This is a genomic window from Acinetobacter sp. IK23 (assembly GCF_035615275.1).
Classification (GTDB): Bacteria; Pseudomonadota; Gammaproteobacteria; order Pseudomonadales; family Moraxellaceae; genus Acinetobacter; species Acinetobacter seifertii.
The window spans coordinates 24,313-44,090 of the sequence record NZ_JANBNX010000024.1 but is presented as its reverse complement, the minus strand read 5'-3'; the positions used below and the strand labels follow the sequence as shown (position 1 = coordinate 44,090).

Genomic DNA, 19,778 nt, shown 5'->3' with positions numbered 1-19,778 from the left:
CTCTACATGGAGAATTACGGAGATTTTAAAGATCATATTTCCTATAAAAAGCCTTATCTGTCAATTACTCTCAATGATGAGTTGGAACTCTATTTCAACTGTTTAAAAGTAGATGGTGTAAATCCTTTCTATGTTACCCAACCTGAAGTTTTGCTTCATAACCTCTTGAGCAATACAACTTCTAAAATTTCTATTTCTGAAGTTTTTAACTATTTAACCCAAGCAACTTGGTGGCCGTCACCACACCATCAAAAAGCGACTAATTACTGGCTCGATAACTTAGTAACGGCTGAAAAAATTCCTCAAATTTTACAGTCAGCCCTTTCATTTTCTTCGCCTTTAATCAAAAGCGAGTTGCTATCACTGGTAACTGATCGCCCATTTCATCCGTTCGCTCACTCAAAAGGTGAACTTGCACCACTCACAACTCAAAAAGAAATTGAGGTGTATTGGTGGGCATTTAAGAAAGATGACGTGATCAATAATATGGAGTCAATTCCTCACAAAGAGCTTCTGTTATCAGAAGTTGAGGAAAGTTTTATTACTAACAAAATGCGTCAGCTTTCAGAGGACTACTTAGCCCTGCCTTTGCTAGAGACTCAACATCGCTATTTAAAGTTTGATGAAAATAAGTATGAAGGTATTGACCTAAACCATGTCACCACCATTGGTTTACCGACATCTTCTTTAAGAACCCTTATTCACAATGCAAACCCTACTCTGCATTTAAAACTCTCGACCAATGCCAAAACATTAGGTGCGATCCGCTCTATGCCGGGCCGTTATTTAATGAATGGGCATACGGCGTATGATTTTTTAAATGAAGTCATTAATGAAACTGCGTTAATAAAAAATCGTCTCTTTTTAAGTAACGAAACACATTGGTGGGTGCTCGGTAAGCAAGAGCCAATTGTAAAAAATTTAGGTGTAATCGGCTGCCAAGTCCGACATTTACCCAATTTTTGCCAAGACAAAAACGTCACCCCAATCACCATGTCAGCTTTAAGCTGTACCTATGTTGACCCTTGGGAAACGTTAGGCGTTGAAGGTGACAAATGGACATTACTAAAAGACTTAAGCGTTCATTTTATTCAAACATTCTTAACGCTTTGGGTAAAAGGAATCATGCCTGAATGTCACGGGCAAAACACCATGGTGTGTTATGAAAGTAATAATTTGAAATGCTTTATTTTACGTGACCACGATACCTTAAGAATATGTACCACAGCCATTGAAGAAAGTGGTTTTACCCCTCCGATTTATACCATTGACACGAGCACGCCGAATAATCTTATCTTTACTAAAAATGAGGACTTATTTAATTACTTCATTACCCTAGGGATTCAAATTAACCTCTACCCGATTGCTCTAGCTACCTTGAAATATACGGATCGTACAGAAAGCGATTTTTGGGAGATGGTTCAAGACATTATTCAAGATTTTATAGAAACCCAACCCATTTCAGAGCGAACAAAATCGCAAATTCAAACTTATCTTTTCGACAATAAGACTTGGCCATTCAAACAGCTCCTTACGCCTTTACTTGCGCAAGAAAGCGACTCAACAGGCATGCCAAGTAAAATCGGAACTACGCCAAACCCTTATCACAGCTTATCTGTTTCTAGCTATGAGACCATGGATATCTAAATCATGCGCTCATCTCGCCTAGATCATTTCATTATTTTGCTCTGTCAGTTTTTTTCCACTTTTGGGCTTATGGTGCTTATTCCAATCATGCCGCTTTATATGGAAAAACTGACGGTGCATATGAGTGCTCCCACTATCTGGGCAGGTTTGGCACTCGCGGCTCCCGCCATTGGCAGTTTATTTACCGCACCGATTGTGGGTCATCTATCCGACACATTCGGCCATAAAAAAGCCTTGTTACTTTCACTGGCTGGTTTCTGTATTTCAATATTGCTCATGGCGAGCGCCCAGCATTTATACCTATTTATTTTCGCGCGAATTTTACTCGGGTTTTGCGGTCTTTCCGTGATTTTAAATGCATATGTTTCATATCTTTCCAATGAGCAACAACGAGGCGCCGCTTTTGGGCAACTACAAAGTAGTGTCGCGCTCGCTTGCTTATGTGGCCCCGTGCTCGGCGGAATATTTATGGATCAATGGCGGGTTGAAGTATTACTCAACGCAACAGCATTTGTTGTGATGACACTGATTGTAATTGCGTCATTTGTACTAACCACTCCTTTTAAAACTGAGGCGCCAAAAACCAAAGAGAAATCTAAGCTTTCAGCTTTCTTTGATAGAACGATCTTTTCATGGTTAAGCGCCGGCATTTTGGTTCAAGCGGGCGGCTTTGGTTTGGTGTCTTGCTTTGTTTTATACATTAGTGAAATAAGCCAAAGCACTCATTCATCGTTATCTGCTGCAAGCTTAACAGGAACCATTCATGCGCTTTCATGGGGAGCAGCCTTTATTGCTGCGACCTATTGGGGAAAAAGAAATGATGATAAAGGAGATTCTTTTAATAACTTCGTTTACGCATCTTTAATTTGCGGCATCACAATTTTCGCATTGATCTGGGTTTCGAATATTTGGCTGGTTCTTGTATTACGACTCATACAAGGCTTTTGCTTTGCAGCCCTGATTCCCTCGATCTTACACACCATTTCTCTAAAAGCTGGCGCTCAAAGCCAAGGAAAAGTGATTGGCATTTCTAACAGTGCCTTTGTCTTAGGACAGCTTATTGGCCCAATCACCATCACGCTCACCTACTCATTTTTCAATATCACCGCTGCATTAATCTGCACTTCACTATTTTTTATCGGTGCGGGATTAGTAGTGATTTTGAACAGATTCTTAATGGATACAATTTTAGAAGAGGCACAAGAATGAACTCAATTATTACAACAGATGCATGGTCTTATAAACTTTTCGAACAGTACCTGAATACTTTCTTTCGTGAACTTAAAGTGAATCTTGAAGAACGCATTATCCCAGCTCAAGACTCTCCTTTATTCACACTTTATGCGGAGCAACCAGATACCCTCTATTTTGCTTATACATTTAATGCATCTAACACGACTGTTTATGGCGCAGTTCAGCACTTATCAACCACTGGCTATCACAGATATCAACGTGGTTTTGTACTGCAAAACTTAAATGACAATACATTTGACTCGCTCACCGAACCTAAACAGTTAGTGAAGCTGATTACAGATGAACTGAATAGCTTATTTAAAGACAAAAACCAAAATAAGAACCTATACTCCGATATTGCCAATAGTATCGAGAACACAAAATTCTTTTTAGAAAATAAGCCTTCCCAATCAGCAACTAAAGCGTTAAGCGGTTTTCAGGCTACTGAACAAGGCATGTTATATGGGCACCCTTTTCATGTGACCTCTAAAGCCAATTTAGGATTTTCTAAAGAAGACATGAAAAAGTATAGCCCAGAGTTAGGCGCAAGTTTCCAACTCCACTACTTCGCGGTTCATTCGTCTTTAATCCAAAAACTTGTAAGTGAGACCGAACCTTCTCACCGTATTGAAAATGAAGTTTTAGAAACTGTAAAAGAGCTTTTGCAAGAAAACTTTGCAAACTATGAGCTCATGCCAACCCATCCGTGGCAAGCCAATTTCTTACTTCAACATCCATCTTTAAAGAAACATTTAGATAACCAAGACATGATCTATTTGGGCGCTTTAGGTCAAACTGTATGGCCAACTTCATCCGTTCGTACAGTGTGGTTACCTCAATCGAATCTATTCTTAAAGCTTTCCATTGATGTGCGAATTACCAGTTTCATTCGTAATAACCCAATGGATGAAATGGAACGCGCGATTGATGCAAGCAAAATTATTATTAATCACAAAATTAATGAGCAGTATCCTGATCTTGTGATTCTACCGGAGTTAGAGGCAAAAACAGTCAAAATTCCAGAGTTAGAAAGTTCATTTGGCATTATTTATAGAGCAGGACTCACGCCAGAGGTATTAGAAAATACTCGAATGCTGGGCGGCTTGGTTGAAGAAAACGAAAACCATGAAATCCCACTTTTAAGCTTTATTCAGCAAGCAGCACCGAATCAAAACTTACAATCAAACGATGCGAAAGACTTCATTACTTTTTGGTGGAAACAGTACGTTAAAGTTTCGCTTATTCCATTAATTGAGTTGTTTGCAAATAAAGGCATTAGCGTTGAAGCGCACATGCAAAACAGTTTAATGGAATTTAAAAATGGCTATCCACATCGTCTTATTCTTCGAGATATGGAAGGCATTAGCATTGTTCCAGAAATGATAGAAGACGACTCATCTATTTCTGAAGATAGTACCGTTTGGTTCTCTCATAAAGATGCTTGGACCTTTTTAAAATATTACCTCGTGATCAATCATATTGCTCATCTCATCAGCGCAATTGCACGCGTTACAGCCATTGAAGAATCTGAACTTTGGCAAGCGACCCGTCTTACGCTCACGCAAGAAAACTTTAGCGCCAAAGGCCAACAGTACCGCGACTTATTAATTCATTCACTCACATTACCAATCAAGGCAAATATGTTAAATACGCTCTACCACAGTGGTGGTAATCCAATCTGGATTGAAGTTGAAAACCCTATTTATAAATATCGCGGCGCAGAAGCGCTTTGCCCTCTTCAACCAACACAACAAACCAATTATAAAACCATCGCGGAAAATCGCGTGATGGGCCAATTATTAGAAGCACTTATTTTTGAAAATACTTTTAAATACGAGTTTTCTAAAGGTCAGATCAAGTTCTATATTTCCGATACCGTCTTTTATACCTGTGCGGCTAAACGACACTTTAGTTTTAAACGAATTAAATTAGATCCTTCAACCTTAATCCGTTCTGATATTACGTTAGACGCTGAAACTCGCCCTAACTTAAAAATACTACTTGCCGACCTCAAAAATATTATTGAAGCAGACCCAGTTAAATGGCAAAACTTTAATGATGAGCTGAATTTAACTTACGTTAAACATGCGCAGACTTTGAGCCAAGCGCCTGTCCAACCTTTAAGAACCTTGCCTTATTTAGAACAAGAAGCGCGAATTACCAATGCGCATTTATATCACCCAAGTTTTAAATCTCGTATCGGCTTCGATTTAAAAGAAAATCAAAAATATGCACCCGAGCTTTCTGAAGGTTTTACGGTTCAATGGGTAGCGACTCATAACAGTTTATGCAAACTAGTTTTAAGTGAAACCATTAACTTAGAACAGCTTTATAAACAGCATTTTTCAGAAAAAGATCTACAAGCCATTACTGATCAATTGAAAGAGCAAAATGTAGATTTTAAAGATTATATCCTCACCCCAATTCACCCGTGGCAGTGGGATAAAATTATTGAATTATATTATCAAGATGCGATTAGCAACCAACTGATCATCCCGTTAGATATTGAAGGACCGACTTATTTACCGCAGCAGTCGATTCGAACCTTATCAAATATTAGTGATATCTCGGCGCTTTCTCTTAAATTGGCAATGAATTTGGTCAATACTTCTACCTCTCGTGTATTGGCACCGCATACCGTTCAAAATGCGGCGAAAATGAGTGACTGGCTTTATAACATTGTTGAGCAAGACCATATTTTAGAAAAACAGCGCAAGCCTGTTATTTTAAGAGAGATTGGCGGTCTTTCAGTTAACCAGCAAATTGCACTACCTGTTCAATACGGCGCACTCGCCTGCATTTGGCGCGAAAGTATTTACAGCTACTTAAAAGAAGGTGAATCGGCAACACCAGTAACAGGTTTAATGCAACTCGATATTGACCAAAAACCTCTCATTGATGAGTGGATTCAAGAGTACGGTATCGAGTTCTGGTTAGAAAAATTACTCAGCAATGCTTATTTACCTATCATGCATATTTTATGGTGCCACGGTCTCGCTTTAGAGTCACATGCACAAAACATGGTACTGATTCATAAAAATGGCTTACCTGTTAAAGCTGCCTTGAAAGATTTCCACGATGGAATCCGTTTCAGCCGTCATCTTTTACGTGAGCCAGAGCTTTTACCTAACTTGCAAGATGCGCCAAAAGAACACGCCAAAATTAACCCGAACTCTTTCTTAGAGACCCACTCTCCAAATGAGCTCAGAGACTTTACTCAAGATGCGCTTTGGTTTGTAAATCTCGCAGAGTTAGCGATTTTCTTAAATGAACATTATGGCTTCGATGAAATCAAATTTTGGACCATGTTAAGAACCATCATCAATCAACACAAAGAAGCTCATCCAGAGTTTGGTGAGCGATATGAATTGTTTAACTTTACAGATGACACCATTGATATTGAACAGCTCGCAAGCCGTCGCTTTCTTCCGGAAATTCGCTTAAGAGTACAAACCACGCCAAACCCGCTCAGCCTAATTAAGGAAATTGAATATGAATAAGCATTCGATTTCTTTTAAGAAACGAATAGCAAATGGTGAGACGCTCTACGGAATCTTTTGTTCCGTAGCTTCGCCAATTAATGTCGAGCAACTGGCACTTGCTGGCTACGACTTTATTATTATCGACTTGGAACATACTTTATTTAGTACGTCTCAAGTCGAGACCATGATTTTAGGCGCTAGAGCCATGAGCCTCGATCTGTTTGTAAGAGTGCCTTTAAACGCTAATCATTTAGTTCTACCTTTGCTCGATGCAGGGGTAGCAGGCATTGTGTTTCCACGTATTGAAAATGCTCAGCAAGCTCAAGAAGCGGTGAACTATTGCCACTATATGCCGCTTGGACAAAGAGGACTAAACTCGACAAGATTAAATCGATATGGCATGGATGATTTAGCGAGTTTTGTTCAACACGCAGCAAACGAAACGGTTGTCGTTGCCATGATTGAAAGCTTAGGAGGATTAGAGCAGCTAGATGAAATTTTAAAAGTCGAAGGTATTGATATTATTCTGGAAGGTGCTGCCGACCTTTCTCAATCGATGGGAATGCCGTGGCAAACCAGCCATCCAAAGGTGAAAGAAGAAGTTCAAGAGATGTATTTAAAGACTAAAAATAGTCAAAAGCATTTCTGCGCCATTCCTCGACAACCTGAAGATATCGCGGCATGGAAACAGCAATCTGTTCAGCTTTTTGTACTCGGCGATGACCGCAGCATTATTCGCCGTGCCCATCAAAACCATCTAAACACCTTTAAAGACAACTCATAACTGTTCAAATCTTTTTAGGGGAATAAAAGCCTATTCCCCTAATTCATTGAATAAATTTCAAATATATTATTTTAAAGCAATTAATAATATTGTTAATTACAATGATTCTCATTTATAATTCGGTCAATTTAAAATCACTCTCAGGGCGAGACAATGGGAAATAAGAAAAGTAATAAGCTTTTAACGAGGAAATCTGAAGTTAAAAATATCATTCCACTTCTTTCACTTGGTGGAGCCATTATTCTTTCAAACACAGCATTTGCAGCTTCAACTTCTGACACCACAGAAACAGAAAAAAAGCCTGAAGCTCTTCCTACCATTACCATTACCGCTTCACGTGCAGATGAACTTTCTACATCGGCCAAACAAGTCACCAAGCTCGATGAAAAACAAATTGAACTTTTAAAAAATGGTTCGTCTGGCAACATTGCGACAGTTTTAGCCAAAGCTGTACCGGGCCTATCGGACTCAAGCCGAACCATTACCGATTATGGTCAAACTTTACGTGGCCGTAATGCGCTTATTTTGGTCGATGGCGTTCCTATGAACCTTACACGTGATACAGCAAGAGGACTTTCAGCCATTGACCCTGAAAGTATTGCCAACATTGAAGTAATTCGTGGTAGTAACGCAATTTATGGTGGCGGCGCAGCGGGCGGTATTATTTCAATTACTACAAAAGCTGCGGGCGGTGAACCTACGGCTAAAACCGTCGTTGGCCTACAAACACCACTTACAAATCTGCGTTCTAATGCTTTAAGTGGCGATATTCACCAGTATTTTACGGGCAGTTTTAACGCTTTTGACTATGCACTTGACTTTGGTTATCAACGTATTGGTAGCCCATACGATGCAAGTGGTGACCGTGTTGCACCTGAACCAAGTCAGGGTGACCTTTACGACTCAAATGGTTATAGCATCGGCGGTAAGCTGGGTTATCACATTGATGACAACCAATATCTACAGTTTGCTGCGAACTATTATAATGCCGAACAAGACTCAGACTATGCATCTGACCCAAGTGTAAAAAAAGCTCCAGCTGGAACCGTACCAGCCAAAGCTATTAAAGGCTTAAAGCTTAAAGACCAAAATAAGAATGAAAACCAGATATACAATTTGACTTACAACCATAAAGATTTTTTTGGCAATAAGGTTGATGCTCAAATTTATTACCGCGACTTCTTTACACGTTTTTCACCGTTTGATGCGCGTGGAAATGCGAATCGTGGTAAGCAAGTCGATCAGATTTATCAAGAAAATAACGTACTCGGTAGCCGTTTAACTGTGACCACACCACTTGAATTTTTAGGTGATACATCATTGGTTTGGGGTGGTGACTTTAGCCGCGAAAAAAGCGAAATGCCTTTAGATATTTTCGACCCTAATATTTATGATCAATCTGGTGGTTTAGAGTTTGTAAAAATCGGAAAACTGATTTATTTGCCTGAACTGACCACGCAAAGTGTCGGTGGTTTTGTGCAGTTAAAACACCGCTTTAATGACCAATGGTCAGCAGAAGCTGGTACACGCTATGAAGACAGCTATGCGCAAATTGATAGCTTTGTTCCATTATCACAATTAGGCAAAACCAATCCTTACACGGTTCCGGGCGGAAAAGTAAAAGCTGATGCATGGTTGTACAATGCTAATGTGACTTTCTCTCCAAACGACCAGCACTCGATTTATGCATCGTTTAACCAAGGTTTCCAGTTACCTGATGTCGGTTTAATTATCCGTAATGCAGGTACAGGCTTTAACCTTGGGTCATCATTCTTAGAGCCTGTAAAAGTTGATAACTACGAACTCGGCTGGAAAGGTAACTTTAATAACTTCTCGTCAAGCTTAGCGGTATTCCACTCTACTTCTGACTTAGGTGCTGTGCAATCATTCAACAATGGTTTAGTACTCGCCCGAACCAAAGAGAAAGTTACTGGGGTTGAAGCAACGCTTGACTATCTTGATGATGCTAATGTTTGGGGAACTGGCGGTAGTGTTACGTGGATGAAAGGCCGTGAAAAACCTCAAAACGGTTCTGAACAAGACATGACAGCCTTCCGTATTCCACCATTAAAACTCACAGCTTATGTTTCTTATAGTCCAACTGAAACTTGGACGAACCGATTACAAGCAACTTACTTCGGTTCAGAAGATTACCGTTTAGATGGTAAGAACAGTTTTGGTCGCTACGATGTAAAATCTTATACCACAGCAGATTTGATCAGCAGCTTTGCGCTGAACAAGAAAGACACCATGACCATTGGTTTAGAAAACATGTTTAACCGCAAGTACTACCCGCTTTATAGCCAATTACTAAGAACGAGCGATAACACTAGCCACTTACTTGCAAATGGTATAACGCTTAAAGTGACTTATAGCCATAAGTGGTAAGAACTTTGGTTAGACCCTAATACAGTAAAAGCCCCAACTTCGGGGCTTTTATTATCTTGAGTATTTTATAAAAACATCGCTATAAAATATTGGAATTGCTTGTCTCTTTCATCTACATCGGTATGACTCTGCCTTTGAATAATAGCACCTTCAATCATCTGTAAAAATAGTTTAGCTTCATCATACGAAGTATATGCTTTAAGCATTCTTAGCTGACTATAGATTTCATTGGTGAGCCACATTCTATATCTCACCGCTGTTTGATAAGCGTTTGGATAATTATTTTTAGTTTCAAAAATAGTTTTCAATAACAGGTAATACGGCCCTTCTAAGTCAGTATGCAAGTCATAAAGTATTTTGAGTTTGTCTCTCACAATTGAGTCTTGGTCATATTCCACCGTTGCAACGACTTTGTCTTGAAGACGTTGTTTTTGCACAAGTAGGCAGATTTCAATAAACCGCGCTTTGGACTGAAAGTAATGATAAAACGTCATTTTTGTAATTTCAGACTCTTTCACTATTCTGTCGACACCAACAAGGTAAAATCCGTGTTGATGGAATAAATGAATTGCATGATTCACAACTTTTAAAGCACGTGTAGAAAGTACTAAAGGTGACATAGTTGTACCGTTTAAAATAATTTTTTGTTGTATGTAAAAGAGATAGAAATGCCATCACTCTTAAAATGAGTGCTAAAAACAGGCATGCAAAAGCGGCACAATAGAGGTGTGCTCGCCTATCTCAGGTTTATTGTTGCTATAATTTTTGAGCCGTAACGATTCGTAAGGTGCAGAAAACCTAGAGTCGATTAAACCGATTTATAGGCTGTTTAAACGGTATAAATGGAGAGATTTTGGCAAAGGCCAATAAATAAGATGAATTAGTACGCATAGCGGACTCCTTGTGTGTAAAGAAGTTCTACCAGATCACTGTCAAATGATTATGGTGGTAGAACGAGAGAAGGTTGACAGACTGACACACAAGAATCAGCACGCACAAGGCGTCCCTCCCTCGCCCTACCGCTACGAAGGGGGACGAACGAGTTCGCCACCAAAAAGAGAACTTTTTGATGTCTTGTGTGTTAAATCGATCTGTCAAAATCGACTGGCAATGTAGGCCAGCAGGCAAAGGATAATCGGAGAGATTTGGGGTGTCAATGTGATATTGGCTAGAAAATGGATAAATAATTTTTTGTTTTTCATTAGATTAGATTCGTTAATCTATTGAATAGAATATATTATATTTGCTTAACGCACTTTAAATTATAAATATGAATACGATCTCAGCTACTCTTTTACGTGAACACCCAATTGAGGGTTGCATTAAAGATGCAAATGGCAACTTAAAACCATTTCCTATTCTTGCAATTGATAATATTCCATTAAATATATGGATGCATCAAAATGCGCGCGTTATTGACGAAATGAATGATTTAGTTCCAGCGCAAGGTTGGTTATATGATCATGATAGTGAGTTAGCATTAAGTAACGCATGGAAACTTCTTAAACCAGAAGCTTATGAAAATGTAGCTATTTCAACAGTGGTTCCAATCTTAATTTGCCCTGATGATTTAGATCTAACATGTAGCGTAATTATGGTTGAACAAATTGTTTCCGCAGATCAAGTCATATGGGCTCGTTTTGGTTACGCATTTAACCATATTCACGATGTTGTGACATCCGTAGTTTGGGAAACCTCACCTTCTGCTCCGCGGTTAAGTTTTTCGTTGAGCGAATTTGAAAAAGCATATAATGATTTAAAAGAATTAGACAAAAAATGGAGTGAAGGTTTTATCTAGTTTTTTTAAATATGACCGCATATTGAAAGATGCTGCTCTTACTTTCTCTAAATATCATCTAATAAATTTAGGTTAAATAAATGTCTAATAGTTATAAATTTCAATTAAAAATGGAGCTAGATCTAAAATTAATCACGCCTGAAGAGATTCAGAACTGGGCCGTGTATGCACTAGAGAATGATCCAACAAATGAGCTAGCTTTAGACATCTGTTTTTTATCAAACACTGAGCAAATATTAGAATACTTCAGACTCACAGAAAAAAGTGAATTTAATGAAATTTCGGTAGATGAAATAACAAGGAAAGTTTTGGAAAATTATATTTTTAAGCACTAAAATACTTGGAATTATAAAGATCAGATAGATTCTTTCTTTCAGAATACTCATTACCTGATTCATTATGTAGAAAATGCAGAACTAGGTTTGTTAATTCGCTCATATGAGAGTCAACTAGATGTGGCATTTCTAGGTTATTCACAATTAGAGCCTGAAACACTATGGGAAAATTTTAAATTAGATTTAAAAGAACACCTTTCATCTCCAACAAATTCCAACAACTAAAATATGATCATTAATAGATCCCCAATTAGCTATTTTTTATATTGAGTAGATTCTTAATAATTATTTTCTGATTTAACTGAAAGTTATATACTGTGATACACCGATAAAATGAATCATAAAATTCATTTTATCGGCTTGCCTACAGAGGCTTTTTAAGATTCCATTTTATTTTCTAATATAGTTTGGAAACTCTTTTAAAACCATACTGCATAATTGGCCTTTCATATCTTCGCGCTTGCGCGCTTCAAATTGGTCCATACCTAATCTCATAACTTCTCTACCATACTTTTCACCTAGTTCATGTTTGGTACACTTGTCAGATTCATGAACTAATTCTTGTGAGTTATAGTGATAATTACAATCAAGTTGAGCACGGCTTAAAAAGCCATGTAATTGTACTGTTCTCTCACAGCTTGTCCGCGTTACAAAAGTTTTGGGTTCTTGACCAGCATAAACTGATGTACCTACCAATAAAGTGAAAGCTGTTACTAAAAAATTACGCATTATTTCCCCGATAAAATTATTAAAAGTATAAGTGGCAATGTTGCGGGTGTATTAAATAATAATTGTTTATAAGTGTCTATTAATAATAAGAAAGTTAGATAAATCCTCTCATCTTTTGAATATTTCATCACCTTAATAAAAATGTGGAATTAAGTTTAATAAATGGGATTGGTCTTTATCAAATAGATGACATTAGATTTGTTTTATGCCCGTCTTTAAACATTAGTAAAGAATGTGCTCTTATTATTTTCAATAAAGTGAATTGATAGCAACTTTGAAGTTTCCATGTTTAGACTAAAAAACAAACCTTTGAATATAAAAAAGCTCTTTAAGTAACAAGAGCTTTTTTATCATTTCGACAATTTTACTGATTATCGATATTTTTTATTACCACTTGGTGTAATACAGTAAGTCCCTCCACGAGGCCCAACACAATTATTTGACCCACTACAAGGACATTCGGAAGAACTATTACTAGAAGAGCTACTACTAGAACCCCCATAGCTACTTCGTCCATGGGATAATTTACTTTTTGAAGAGTAATGATGACTACTAGATGAATAACTATGGCTACTAAATGATCTTCCTCCGCCACGACCTCCCCGCGCCTCGGCCTGAGTTAAAAATATTATCTGTAATAAAACTAATATAGATAAGAAAATAATTCTCATATTCACCCCTAAAAAATAAAAACTCATATTAATTTATGGCCAAATTTTAAACTACAGTTTAATAATTCAACTTTGGTAGATCATATAATATTTGGTTTTATGAATACAATTTAAACTAACGGATAACTAAAAATTCTATTAGTTCATTAATTATACAAATATTTTTTGTAATCTAATGCCACTTATAAGAAATTATTTTAAATCCCAAACATGATAATTAATGACAAATTATATTAAAATATACAATATTTTTAATATAATTTAGTATGACTAAAGAATAATAAAAAGGGAAAAATCCAAATATTTTGATCATTTGTGCAATATACGGCTCTGTCCATATAGAGATTTATATGCCTTATAAAAATTCGACTTTAGTCTGATGTTTTTATAGCAGAATAAAAATAAGATGGCGGTTGGGTAGACAGTGAATAAATAATTATACCCAGAATATCTTTAATAAATCAGGAACATAACAATGACTTCGCCTTTAATGAATAATTATCTTAACTTTGCATCTGGAATTGCACATCAGCAGTATTTACCAGCTGAAGAAGGGATTGTTAAGGCATATAATGATGGTTGTACTCACTGGTATGTAGATGGAAGTCTGCATGGAGAAATGGTTCCAGATTGGTCTTCTGAACGAATTGAAAATCTAAATAACTTAATAAAAAAATATAATGTTCAACCTATTTTCCACGGTAATTTTAAAGCCCCATTAGGTAGCGATGTAGATTATTTACGTGAAGCTGCTGTGACATATGTTAAACAAGAGATTGATATTGCCGCAAAGATTGGTGCCCCTTTAGTAATTCATGGCGGCGGTATTGTTGAACCTAAAAAAATTGTCCTCGCGAAACAAAAAGCTCTCGATAACTATATTCTGTCTATTAAAGAACTGGCTGAATATGCGGCTGAAAAATCAGTTGATATTTATTTAGAGAATTTATCAAACTATAAACACTATCGTCCGTTCCATTATGTCTTTACCCATATGGAAGAGTACGATTATGTTTTCAACAAAATTGATCATAAAAATGTCTATTTCTTTTTAGATGCAGGCCATGCAAATGTGGGTGAAGGTGACCCTATTGCTGTTGTAGAAAAATACCATCAAAAAATTAAGGGTATTTCTTTTAGCAATAATAATGGTGAGCAAGATCAACACTTTAGTATTGGCCGCGGTACTGTAAACTATTCTGATTTTATCGAGACCATTAATCGAAATAATTGGAAAGGTCTTGTTGCCTTTGAAGTGAGAGACAAAAGTACTTTAGATTCAGTTAAAGAATTGGCAAGTGCATAAAATTAAAAGCCTTCTGAGGAACATCAGAAGGCTTTTTAAATATAAATAATTCATTTTTAAAAGGATATATTAAGTGAGTGGTTTACTAGTTTTCATAACAATTGCCTTTCTTACATTATCAAGCCCAGGACCTGGTGTCTTATTTACAGTGACAAATTCAATAAATTACGGTGTCCGTACCGCCTTATTTGGCATTATTGGCTTAATTATTGGTATGTTTGTTATTGCAGTCATTTCGGCTAGTGGCGTTGGTTTAATTATTACTAGTAATCCCACTATTTTTACTGTTTTAAAATTTATAGGTGCATTCTATTTAATGTACTTAGGCTATAAGAACTTTGTTAAAACATCCCCTTCTCAAGACTTATTAGATACCGAGACAAGTGAAAAAACGGTTAGAAAGTCCAAATTATTTTATCAAGGTTTATTCGCGTCTCTTCTAAACCCTAAAACTATTGTTTTCTTTATTGCTCTTTTCCCACAATTTATTGATATAAAAGAAAAAATAATAAATCAATTTTTAGTATTATCTTTAACCTTTTGCCTGATCGGATTCTTAATCCATCTGGTCTATGCTAATTTTTCCTCAATCTTTAAAGAAAAAATGCTATCTGGAAATAACTTTGCCAGATTAAATAAAATCAGTGGTTGTATATTTTTCATTCTCGCTGTTTTATTAATTGTTCAATAAGTAAACTTACGTTTTTTGTCTTAATATCAGTTCTTTATAAGATCCGCAAAGAGCACTGTTTAGTCACCCTTACTGCAACAGTGCTCTTTGCTCCATCATAACTCCTATCCAGTAGAGTCCGATGCATAGAAATAGTGTATGGCTGTCTCACTTAAAATGTTGACTGTATTTTCAGTTTTTTTAAATGATCTCAGCATAAAAATCACGTATATTAAAAATTAACAGAAGAATCTTCTTTGGTTTATATTTTGAACAGCACAGAATACACACTAGATCGCATAGATCGGAAAATATTATCTGCCCTTCGTGGAAATGGCCGCTTAACAGTTGCACAGCTCGCCGAAGAAGTTGGGCTTTCATCTTCGCCCTGCTGGACTCGACTCAAACGTTTAGAAACTCTAAAAATTATTGAAGGCTATACGGTAAACGTAAACCCAAAAGCGATTGGCATTCACGAGTTATTCTTTATTGAAATTACGCTAGAACGCCACGACGACGAAATGCTAGAAAACTTTAGTGAAGCTTTGGCAGATATTCCTGAAGTGGTCGAGGCGCATTTAGTTACGGGTGACTATGATTACTTGGTGAAAGTGGCCGTAAAAGATGCCGAACATTACGAACGCTTTTTACGTAAAAAGCTCTATTCGATTAAAGGTATTCGGCACACGCGTTCAACCTTTGCTTTACGACCACTTAAATCTGCTAATACTGCCGACTTAATGTTGATTGAATAATTGACTTATATAAGCCACTTTAGGTGCTTCATTGTTTTAATTTGATTTTATTCAATGTTGCACATAAAGCCTTCTTGTCGGCTTCTTTTAGCTGAGGGTGCTGAACTGGCCACATATAGCTACAGCCATGCGGTGCCTTGTTATTATTTTTCTTAAGTTCATAGGCAATATTTTTTAAAAGTTCGGTGTTTAAAGAACTAATTTTTAAACGCACTTCGCTTAAGTCCTGAGGCTTCCAGTTGGTTTCAGGGCTAGACAACCAATCTGCTCTATATCGGTACTGAATAGCTTTGGCTACATTCATTTGTGTCACTATAAACGGCTTTACCATTTCGCTATTCAGTCCAAAAGATTCGGCCTCAGAAAGTGATTGGTCAAGTACTTTCTTTTCTTGAGCTAAATCTTCAATCGGTAAATGCTGCTCTGCTTTATAGCCTGCGACATCTTTCATATAAGATAAGCGCTCGTTAACTAAACGTGCTATTTGATCATATTGATATGCTTGTGCCAATGAAGAAAAGCACATCAAAGCTGCCACTGTAGTCGCTACTTTAACCGTTTGTTGAGCGTTCTTAATATTTAACATTTAAGTACCTATCGAAATTATTGTTGTGCTGTCATTCCAAAGCAGTACTCTATTTTAAGAACACTCGAAAGTAAAATCTCACGATATGCTAAGTTCTTGGCTCCATGCAGAATCAGGTTGATGATAGATGTGCTGACATACGTGTTTTACAGATGAAATAAAGTGCGGGTTTTGTCCATCCCATTTTTCTACCATGCAATACGTCACATGTATGCCTTTGGGCTGAAACTCTCTTGCCAATGACTGCGATAACGCACGAATACCCGCAAACATACTTTGGCTTAATACATCGTGGTGAGGTGAATTGTGAGATGGTGCTCCAAGAAAAATAACTGTACCTCTTTGCTGCTTTAGCATCGGTTTAAGCACTAATTGCGACACGCTCACTGCACTTAAACCTGTAGTCTGCCAACTGTGCTCAATTTCTTCTAAAGATAAAGATTCAATATTTGGTGCAGATGAAAAATTTGGCTGAAAGACGCATAACTCAATGGTATGGCGATGCTCTGTTATATATTTCAGCAGACTTTTTAAATGCTTAGTATTTACCAAATTTAAACGAACACTTGTTATGCCATCATTTACAGAGCTAACTTGTATGTTCTGAACAATTGCATCATGTACGACTTGATAAACGTGTAATGGAGATTGGCTGTGTTTATCTAAAATTACAAAACTTTGATCAGGTAGTTCTAAATCATGGCCTGCAACCACTGCACAACCCTGCTTTTTTTGAAACTTCTGAAATATTGTTTTTAGCATATAAGTCTCTCAAAATTTTTCTTGGTATGGGCGTAAATCTAACTCATGTGTCCAGAGTTCAGGACTTTGTAGGTAAAGCATCCAATAGTTTTCTGCTATTGCATTAAGATTAAGCCCGCCCGTCCCACGTGTAAGACGCGCTAAACGACCTAGACCAAATAAAGCTTTATTCACTCTATCCCCATCAACCATTCCATCAATAATGACATGCGCAATATGAATACCTTGAGTTTTATATAGTTGAGCTAAATTTAATGCATATGCTCGTAAGGCAGATTTGCCCATCGTAAAAGCAGCGAAAAAGGGCTTTCCACGTAATGAAGCACTCGCCCCAGTAAAAATAAGCGTACCGTGTTTTTGTTCTTTAAAAATTTTTAGACTGCTTTGAGAAACCAAATAAGCCGATAAAAATGTGGATTGCCACATTTGATTGAAAAATGAGAGTGGACTACGTAAAAAAATTGAGGGAATATTTCCTCCCACATTATGAATAACAGCAGTAATACGTTCGTTTTGACTAGTAATGGTGTCAAACAAGGCTTGTACTTGATGTATATCTTCAGCATCTAAACGAAATGCGGTAGCCTCACCGCCCTTTGTATGAATTTCGGCAGCGACTGCTTCAATTTTCTGGAAAGTTCGCCCAGCAACGTAAACTTTTAATCCTTCTTTTGCAAAACGATGACAAACGGCTGCACCAATCCCCTGTGAAGCTCCGACCCCAATAACAACTGCACAATCTCGTGTTTTACTCGGTGGTTCTAATGACATAGTCGTTTCACCCTGTTTGTTTTTTATACCATAAAGCAATAAACGGACGATTCAAAATTTCTTTACTAAACTTTTTACTTGTTCGAACGACTTCACCAAGTTGAGCAACCACAGCAATGTCTGCAATCGTTTGGTTATCTCCAACCAACCATTCACTTTGAGATAACACCTGCTCAATACGATTTAAGTGTTTAATAAACTCTGCTTCAACATTTTCAGCTTTCATTCGGCCCAAACCTTGAAAGAAAAGCTGTGTTTTTAATTCGGCTAAAATAAAAGCTTTTACCATCGGCTTTTCATACGCTGGGCGCCCAATGCTACTAATACGGATGGCTTCTTCTAAAGCTTCCGAGTCATTTACCCTTAAATACACCTCATAAAAATAAAGAGACTCATCTGCCCAGTCTTCCCACAGTTCGGTAAGTGCCTTCTGATTTGGATCTTCGGGATAAAGTCGCGGCGTATCTGGATAGGCTTCATCTAAATAACGAGCAATACGGGTACTGTCTTGTATACGTTGCCCTTTATCATCTATAACGGGCACTTTCCCCACTTTACTCAGCAAAGGAACTTTGGCACCAAGAATGCCGTTATAGTTCACTGTATCAAATGGAATTCCCTTAAATTTCAAAGCCCTTGCAACTTTTTGACAAAATGGAGAAATTTCCCACTGATGCAAAATAATATCCGACATTTATTCACCTTTATTTTTAATTGCCTGTTTTACTTATTAGTTCTTTTTTAGAACTGATAAATAAATATACAGAATAGCTTTTTAAGTCAAACCATTTTTGATGACGGTCAAGTTTCGAAAATTAAGAATTATTTGATTTTTATTATGATTAAAAGAACTGTGAGTGTTTACGTTATCTTTTAATTTATAGATTTTTGCAAAGCTATGTACCCTAAAAAACTAAGATACATAGCCTTGATATTTTTCTTATAAAGCAACACCACAAATGTCTTTAGTCCCTGTTGGGTAAGTAAACTGCATTTTTGATTTATCTGTAACCAATTGAAGACCTACTGTTTTACCAGTTAAGACCGAGTTAGCGAAATGATCTTGGTTAATTGCTCCCATGAAGCTAATATATTTTAATTTATTTTCCATAGTAAGATTTAAGTAGCCGTAATTTACACCATTAACAATATACCCAATCTGTTTAGTATTTTGATTTACATAAATTCCTACTCTAACCTTTCCATCAGCTGGTACTTGTACCGGATTACTGGTTCTATTAGCACTTAAGAGTGTTAAATGACCATTTCCATCAGATTTATATGTAACACCTAAAGAAACAATTGAGTCTCCATTTAAAACACCTGAATAGTTATTACCTTTTGCAAACATTAAATTTAATGTAAATTCCACTTTAGATTGTGAGGATCCAGTAATAACAAAACCATACTCATACATCTGAGAAGTGCTGCCAAGGTTTACCTTGAGATTATTCACATCAAAAATGAACTCCTGACCAAAAATATCTGAACTAGCAATAGGTTTATCTATTATCGCAACATTATCTGGTGTATTAGAGGTATATTGGGTTTTAAACTGAATATATTTTTTTGAAGCTAAAAGCTTATCAACATCTTTATTTGAATAATAATTTATAACGTCATAACCAGACTGATTCGTATTATTTATATTAGCAACTTGCTCTGCATAACGATAATTAGCTGTGTTTGCTCCGTTTGCAGCTTCAAAAGCTTTTATGTCTTGTAAGGTCGCATCAAAGCTATAGGTACACTCAGCAAAAGAGTTACTCATACCTGAGATACCTATTATTGTTGCTAAAATTATCTTTTTCACATCATTATCCTTTTTTATATTTGAACATTTAGTATATATAAATACATA

Annotated in this window: 17 protein-coding genes; 10 read left to right on the top strand and 7 right to left on the bottom strand. The window is 36.9% G+C overall.

Features of this window, described 5'->3' with window-relative positions; all coding sequences use genetic code 11:
- The first annotated feature begins 6 nt into the window (after positions 1-6).
- The 5 genes from MSG95_RS14660 to MSG95_RS14640 all read left to right on the top strand — a co-directional run bounded on the left by MSG95_RS14660 (position 7) and on the right by MSG95_RS14640 (position 9,534).
- On the top strand, positions 7-1,647 hold the full coding sequence (locus tag MSG95_RS14660; RefSeq protein WP_324645103.1) for an IucA/IucC family protein: 1,641 nt from the start codon (positions 7-9) through the stop codon (positions 1,645-1,647).
- A 3-nt stretch (positions 1,648-1,650) separates the two neighbouring features.
- Entirely contained in the window at positions 1,651-2,856 is a 1,206-nt protein-coding gene (locus tag MSG95_RS14655; protein ID WP_077166276.1) for an MFS transporter, read from the top strand.
- Complete coding sequence (locus MSG95_RS14650) at positions 2,853-6,380, top strand: IucA/IucC family protein (RefSeq protein ID WP_077166275.1); 3,528 nt, start codon at positions 2,853-2,855, stop codon at positions 6,378-6,380. Before MSG95_RS14655 ends, MSG95_RS14650 begins: the two co-directional genes overlap by 4 nt.
- Positions 6,373-7,146, top strand: a complete 774-nt coding sequence (locus MSG95_RS14645; protein WP_139344835.1) for an HpcH/HpaI aldolase family protein — start codon at positions 6,373-6,375, stop codon at positions 7,144-7,146. The genes MSG95_RS14650 and MSG95_RS14645 overlap by 8 nt, the downstream gene beginning before the upstream one ends.
- 153 nt (positions 7,147-7,299) lie before the next feature.
- Positions 7,300-9,534, top strand: coding sequence for a TonB-dependent receptor (locus tag MSG95_RS14640; protein ID WP_077166274.1), 2,235 nt, complete (start codon positions 7,300-7,302; stop codon positions 9,532-9,534).
- 65 nt (positions 9,535-9,599) lie between these two features.
- Here the strand turns inward: MSG95_RS14640 and MSG95_RS14635 are convergent, their stop codons facing one another.
- A complete protein-coding gene (locus MSG95_RS14635; protein ID WP_077166273.1) occupies positions 9,600-10,154 on the bottom strand; it encodes a TetR/AcrR family transcriptional regulator in 555 nt (184 codons plus the stop codon).
- A 650-nt stretch (positions 10,155-10,804) separates the two neighbouring features.
- Here MSG95_RS14635 and MSG95_RS14630 point away from each other — a divergent pair.
- Together MSG95_RS14630 and MSG95_RS14625 are read left to right on the top strand one after the other, a co-directional pair.
- Positions 10,805-11,332, top strand: coding sequence for a hypothetical protein (locus MSG95_RS14630; RefSeq protein WP_077166272.1), 528 nt, complete (start codon positions 10,805-10,807; stop codon positions 11,330-11,332).
- A gap of 80 nt (positions 11,333-11,412) precedes the next feature.
- Positions 11,413-11,667 (top strand): hypothetical protein, encoded by a 255-nt coding sequence (locus MSG95_RS14625; protein WP_228144429.1) that lies wholly within the window; start codon positions 11,413-11,415, stop codon positions 11,665-11,667.
- A 390-nt stretch (positions 11,668-12,057) separates the two neighbouring features.
- On the opposite strand, the gene MSG95_RS14620 is transcribed toward MSG95_RS14625, so the two are convergent.
- Positions 12,058-12,396, bottom strand: a complete 339-nt coding sequence (locus MSG95_RS14620) for a hypothetical protein (RefSeq protein ID WP_077163408.1) — start codon at positions 12,394-12,396, stop codon at positions 12,058-12,060.
- 1,146 nt (positions 12,397-13,542) lie between these two features.
- On the opposite strand from MSG95_RS14620, the gene MSG95_RS14615 reads away from it, so the two are divergent.
- The 3 genes from MSG95_RS14615 (at position 13,543) to MSG95_RS14605 (ending at position 15,798) form a co-directional block, all read left to right on the top strand.
- Complete coding sequence (locus tag MSG95_RS14615; RefSeq protein WP_077166158.1) at positions 13,543-14,373, top strand: sugar phosphate isomerase/epimerase family protein; 831 nt, start codon at positions 13,543-13,545, stop codon at positions 14,371-14,373.
- Positions 14,374-14,446: 73 nt separating this feature from the next.
- On the top strand, positions 14,447-15,064 hold the full coding sequence (locus MSG95_RS14610) for a LysE family translocator (RefSeq protein WP_009392922.1): 618 nt from the start codon (positions 14,447-14,449) through the stop codon (positions 15,062-15,064).
- Between the two features lie 248 nt (positions 15,065-15,312).
- On the top strand, positions 15,313-15,798 hold the full coding sequence (locus MSG95_RS14605; RefSeq protein ID WP_031944456.1) for an Lrp/AsnC family transcriptional regulator: 486 nt from the start codon (positions 15,313-15,315) through the stop codon (positions 15,796-15,798).
- Positions 15,799-15,826: 28 nt separating this feature from the next.
- On the opposite strand, the gene MSG95_RS14600 is transcribed toward MSG95_RS14605, so the two are convergent.
- The 5 genes from MSG95_RS14600 to MSG95_RS14580 all read right to left on the bottom strand — a co-directional run bounded on the left by MSG95_RS14600 (position 15,827) and on the right by MSG95_RS14580 (position 19,730).
- Positions 15,827-16,384, bottom strand: a complete 558-nt coding sequence (locus MSG95_RS14600) for a chorismate mutase (protein ID WP_077166159.1) — start codon at positions 16,382-16,384, stop codon at positions 15,827-15,829.
- Positions 16,385-16,462: 78 nt separating this feature from the next.
- The gene (locus MSG95_RS14595) at positions 16,463-17,146 is read right to left on the bottom strand and encodes an SDR family NAD(P)-dependent oxidoreductase (RefSeq protein ID WP_077166160.1); all 684 of its coding nucleotides are present in this window, start codon (positions 17,144-17,146) and stop codon (positions 16,463-16,465) included.
- A gap of 9 nt (positions 17,147-17,155) precedes the next feature.
- On the bottom strand, positions 17,156-17,917 hold the full coding sequence (locus MSG95_RS14590; protein WP_151819314.1) for an SDR family NAD(P)-dependent oxidoreductase: 762 nt from the start codon (positions 17,915-17,917) through the stop codon (positions 17,156-17,158).
- A 7-nt stretch (positions 17,918-17,924) separates the two neighbouring features.
- A complete protein-coding gene (locus MSG95_RS14585; protein WP_077166162.1) occupies positions 17,925-18,611 on the bottom strand; it encodes a glutathione S-transferase family protein in 687 nt (228 codons plus the stop codon).
- A 246-nt stretch (positions 18,612-18,857) separates the two neighbouring features.
- On the bottom strand, positions 18,858-19,730 hold the full coding sequence (locus tag MSG95_RS14580) for a DUF4882 family protein (RefSeq protein ID WP_151819313.1): 873 nt from the start codon (positions 19,728-19,730) through the stop codon (positions 18,858-18,860).
- Positions 19,731-19,778: the final 48 nt, after the last annotated feature.

What these genes read in the sequence shown, in the direction of transcription:
- MSG95_RS14645 (WP_139344835.1), top strand. Translation starts at nt 6,373, where the DNA reads ATGAATAAGCATTCGATTTCTTTTAAGAAACGAATAGCAAATGGTGAG.
- MSG95_RS14630 (WP_077166272.1), top strand. Translation starts at nt 10,805, where the DNA reads ATGAATACGATCTCAGCTACTCTTTTACGTGAACACCCAATTGAGGGT.
- MSG95_RS14625 (WP_228144429.1), top strand. Translation starts at nt 11,413, where the DNA reads ATGTCTAATAGTTATAAATTTCAATTAAAAATGGAGCTAGATCTAAAA.
- MSG95_RS14590 (WP_151819314.1), bottom strand. Translation starts at nt 17,917, where the DNA reads ATGTCATTAGAACCACCGAGTAAAACACGAGATTGTGCAGTTGTTATT.
- MSG95_RS14650 (WP_077166275.1), top strand. Translation starts at nt 2,853, where the DNA reads ATGAACTCAATTATTACAACAGATGCATGGTCTTATAAACTTTTCGAA.
- MSG95_RS14615 (WP_077166158.1), top strand. Translation starts at nt 13,543, where the DNA reads ATGACTTCGCCTTTAATGAATAATTATCTTAACTTTGCATCTGGAATT.
- MSG95_RS14600 (WP_077166159.1), bottom strand. Translation starts at nt 16,384, where the DNA reads ATGTTAAATATTAAGAACGCTCAACAAACGGTTAAAGTAGCGACTACA.
- MSG95_RS14655 (WP_077166276.1), top strand. Translation starts at nt 1,651, where the DNA reads ATGCGCTCATCTCGCCTAGATCATTTCATTATTTTGCTCTGTCAGTTT.
- MSG95_RS14595 (WP_077166160.1), bottom strand. Translation starts at nt 17,146, where the DNA reads ATGCTAAAAACAATATTTCAGAAGTTTCAAAAAAAGCAGGGTTGTGCA.
- MSG95_RS14635 (WP_077166273.1), bottom strand. Translation starts at nt 10,154, where the DNA reads ATGTCACCTTTAGTACTTTCTACACGTGCTTTAAAAGTTGTGAATCAT.
- MSG95_RS14660 (WP_324645103.1), top strand. Translation starts at nt 7, where the DNA reads ATGGAGAATTACGGAGATTTTAAAGATCATATTTCCTATAAAAAGCCT.
- MSG95_RS14620 (WP_077163408.1), bottom strand. Translation starts at nt 12,396, where the DNA reads ATGCGTAATTTTTTAGTAACAGCTTTCACTTTATTGGTAGGTACATCA.
- MSG95_RS14640 (WP_077166274.1), top strand. Translation starts at nt 7,300, where the DNA reads ATGGGAAATAAGAAAAGTAATAAGCTTTTAACGAGGAAATCTGAAGTT.
- MSG95_RS14585 (WP_077166162.1), bottom strand. Translation starts at nt 18,611, where the DNA reads ATGTCGGATATTATTTTGCATCAGTGGGAAATTTCTCCATTTTGTCAA.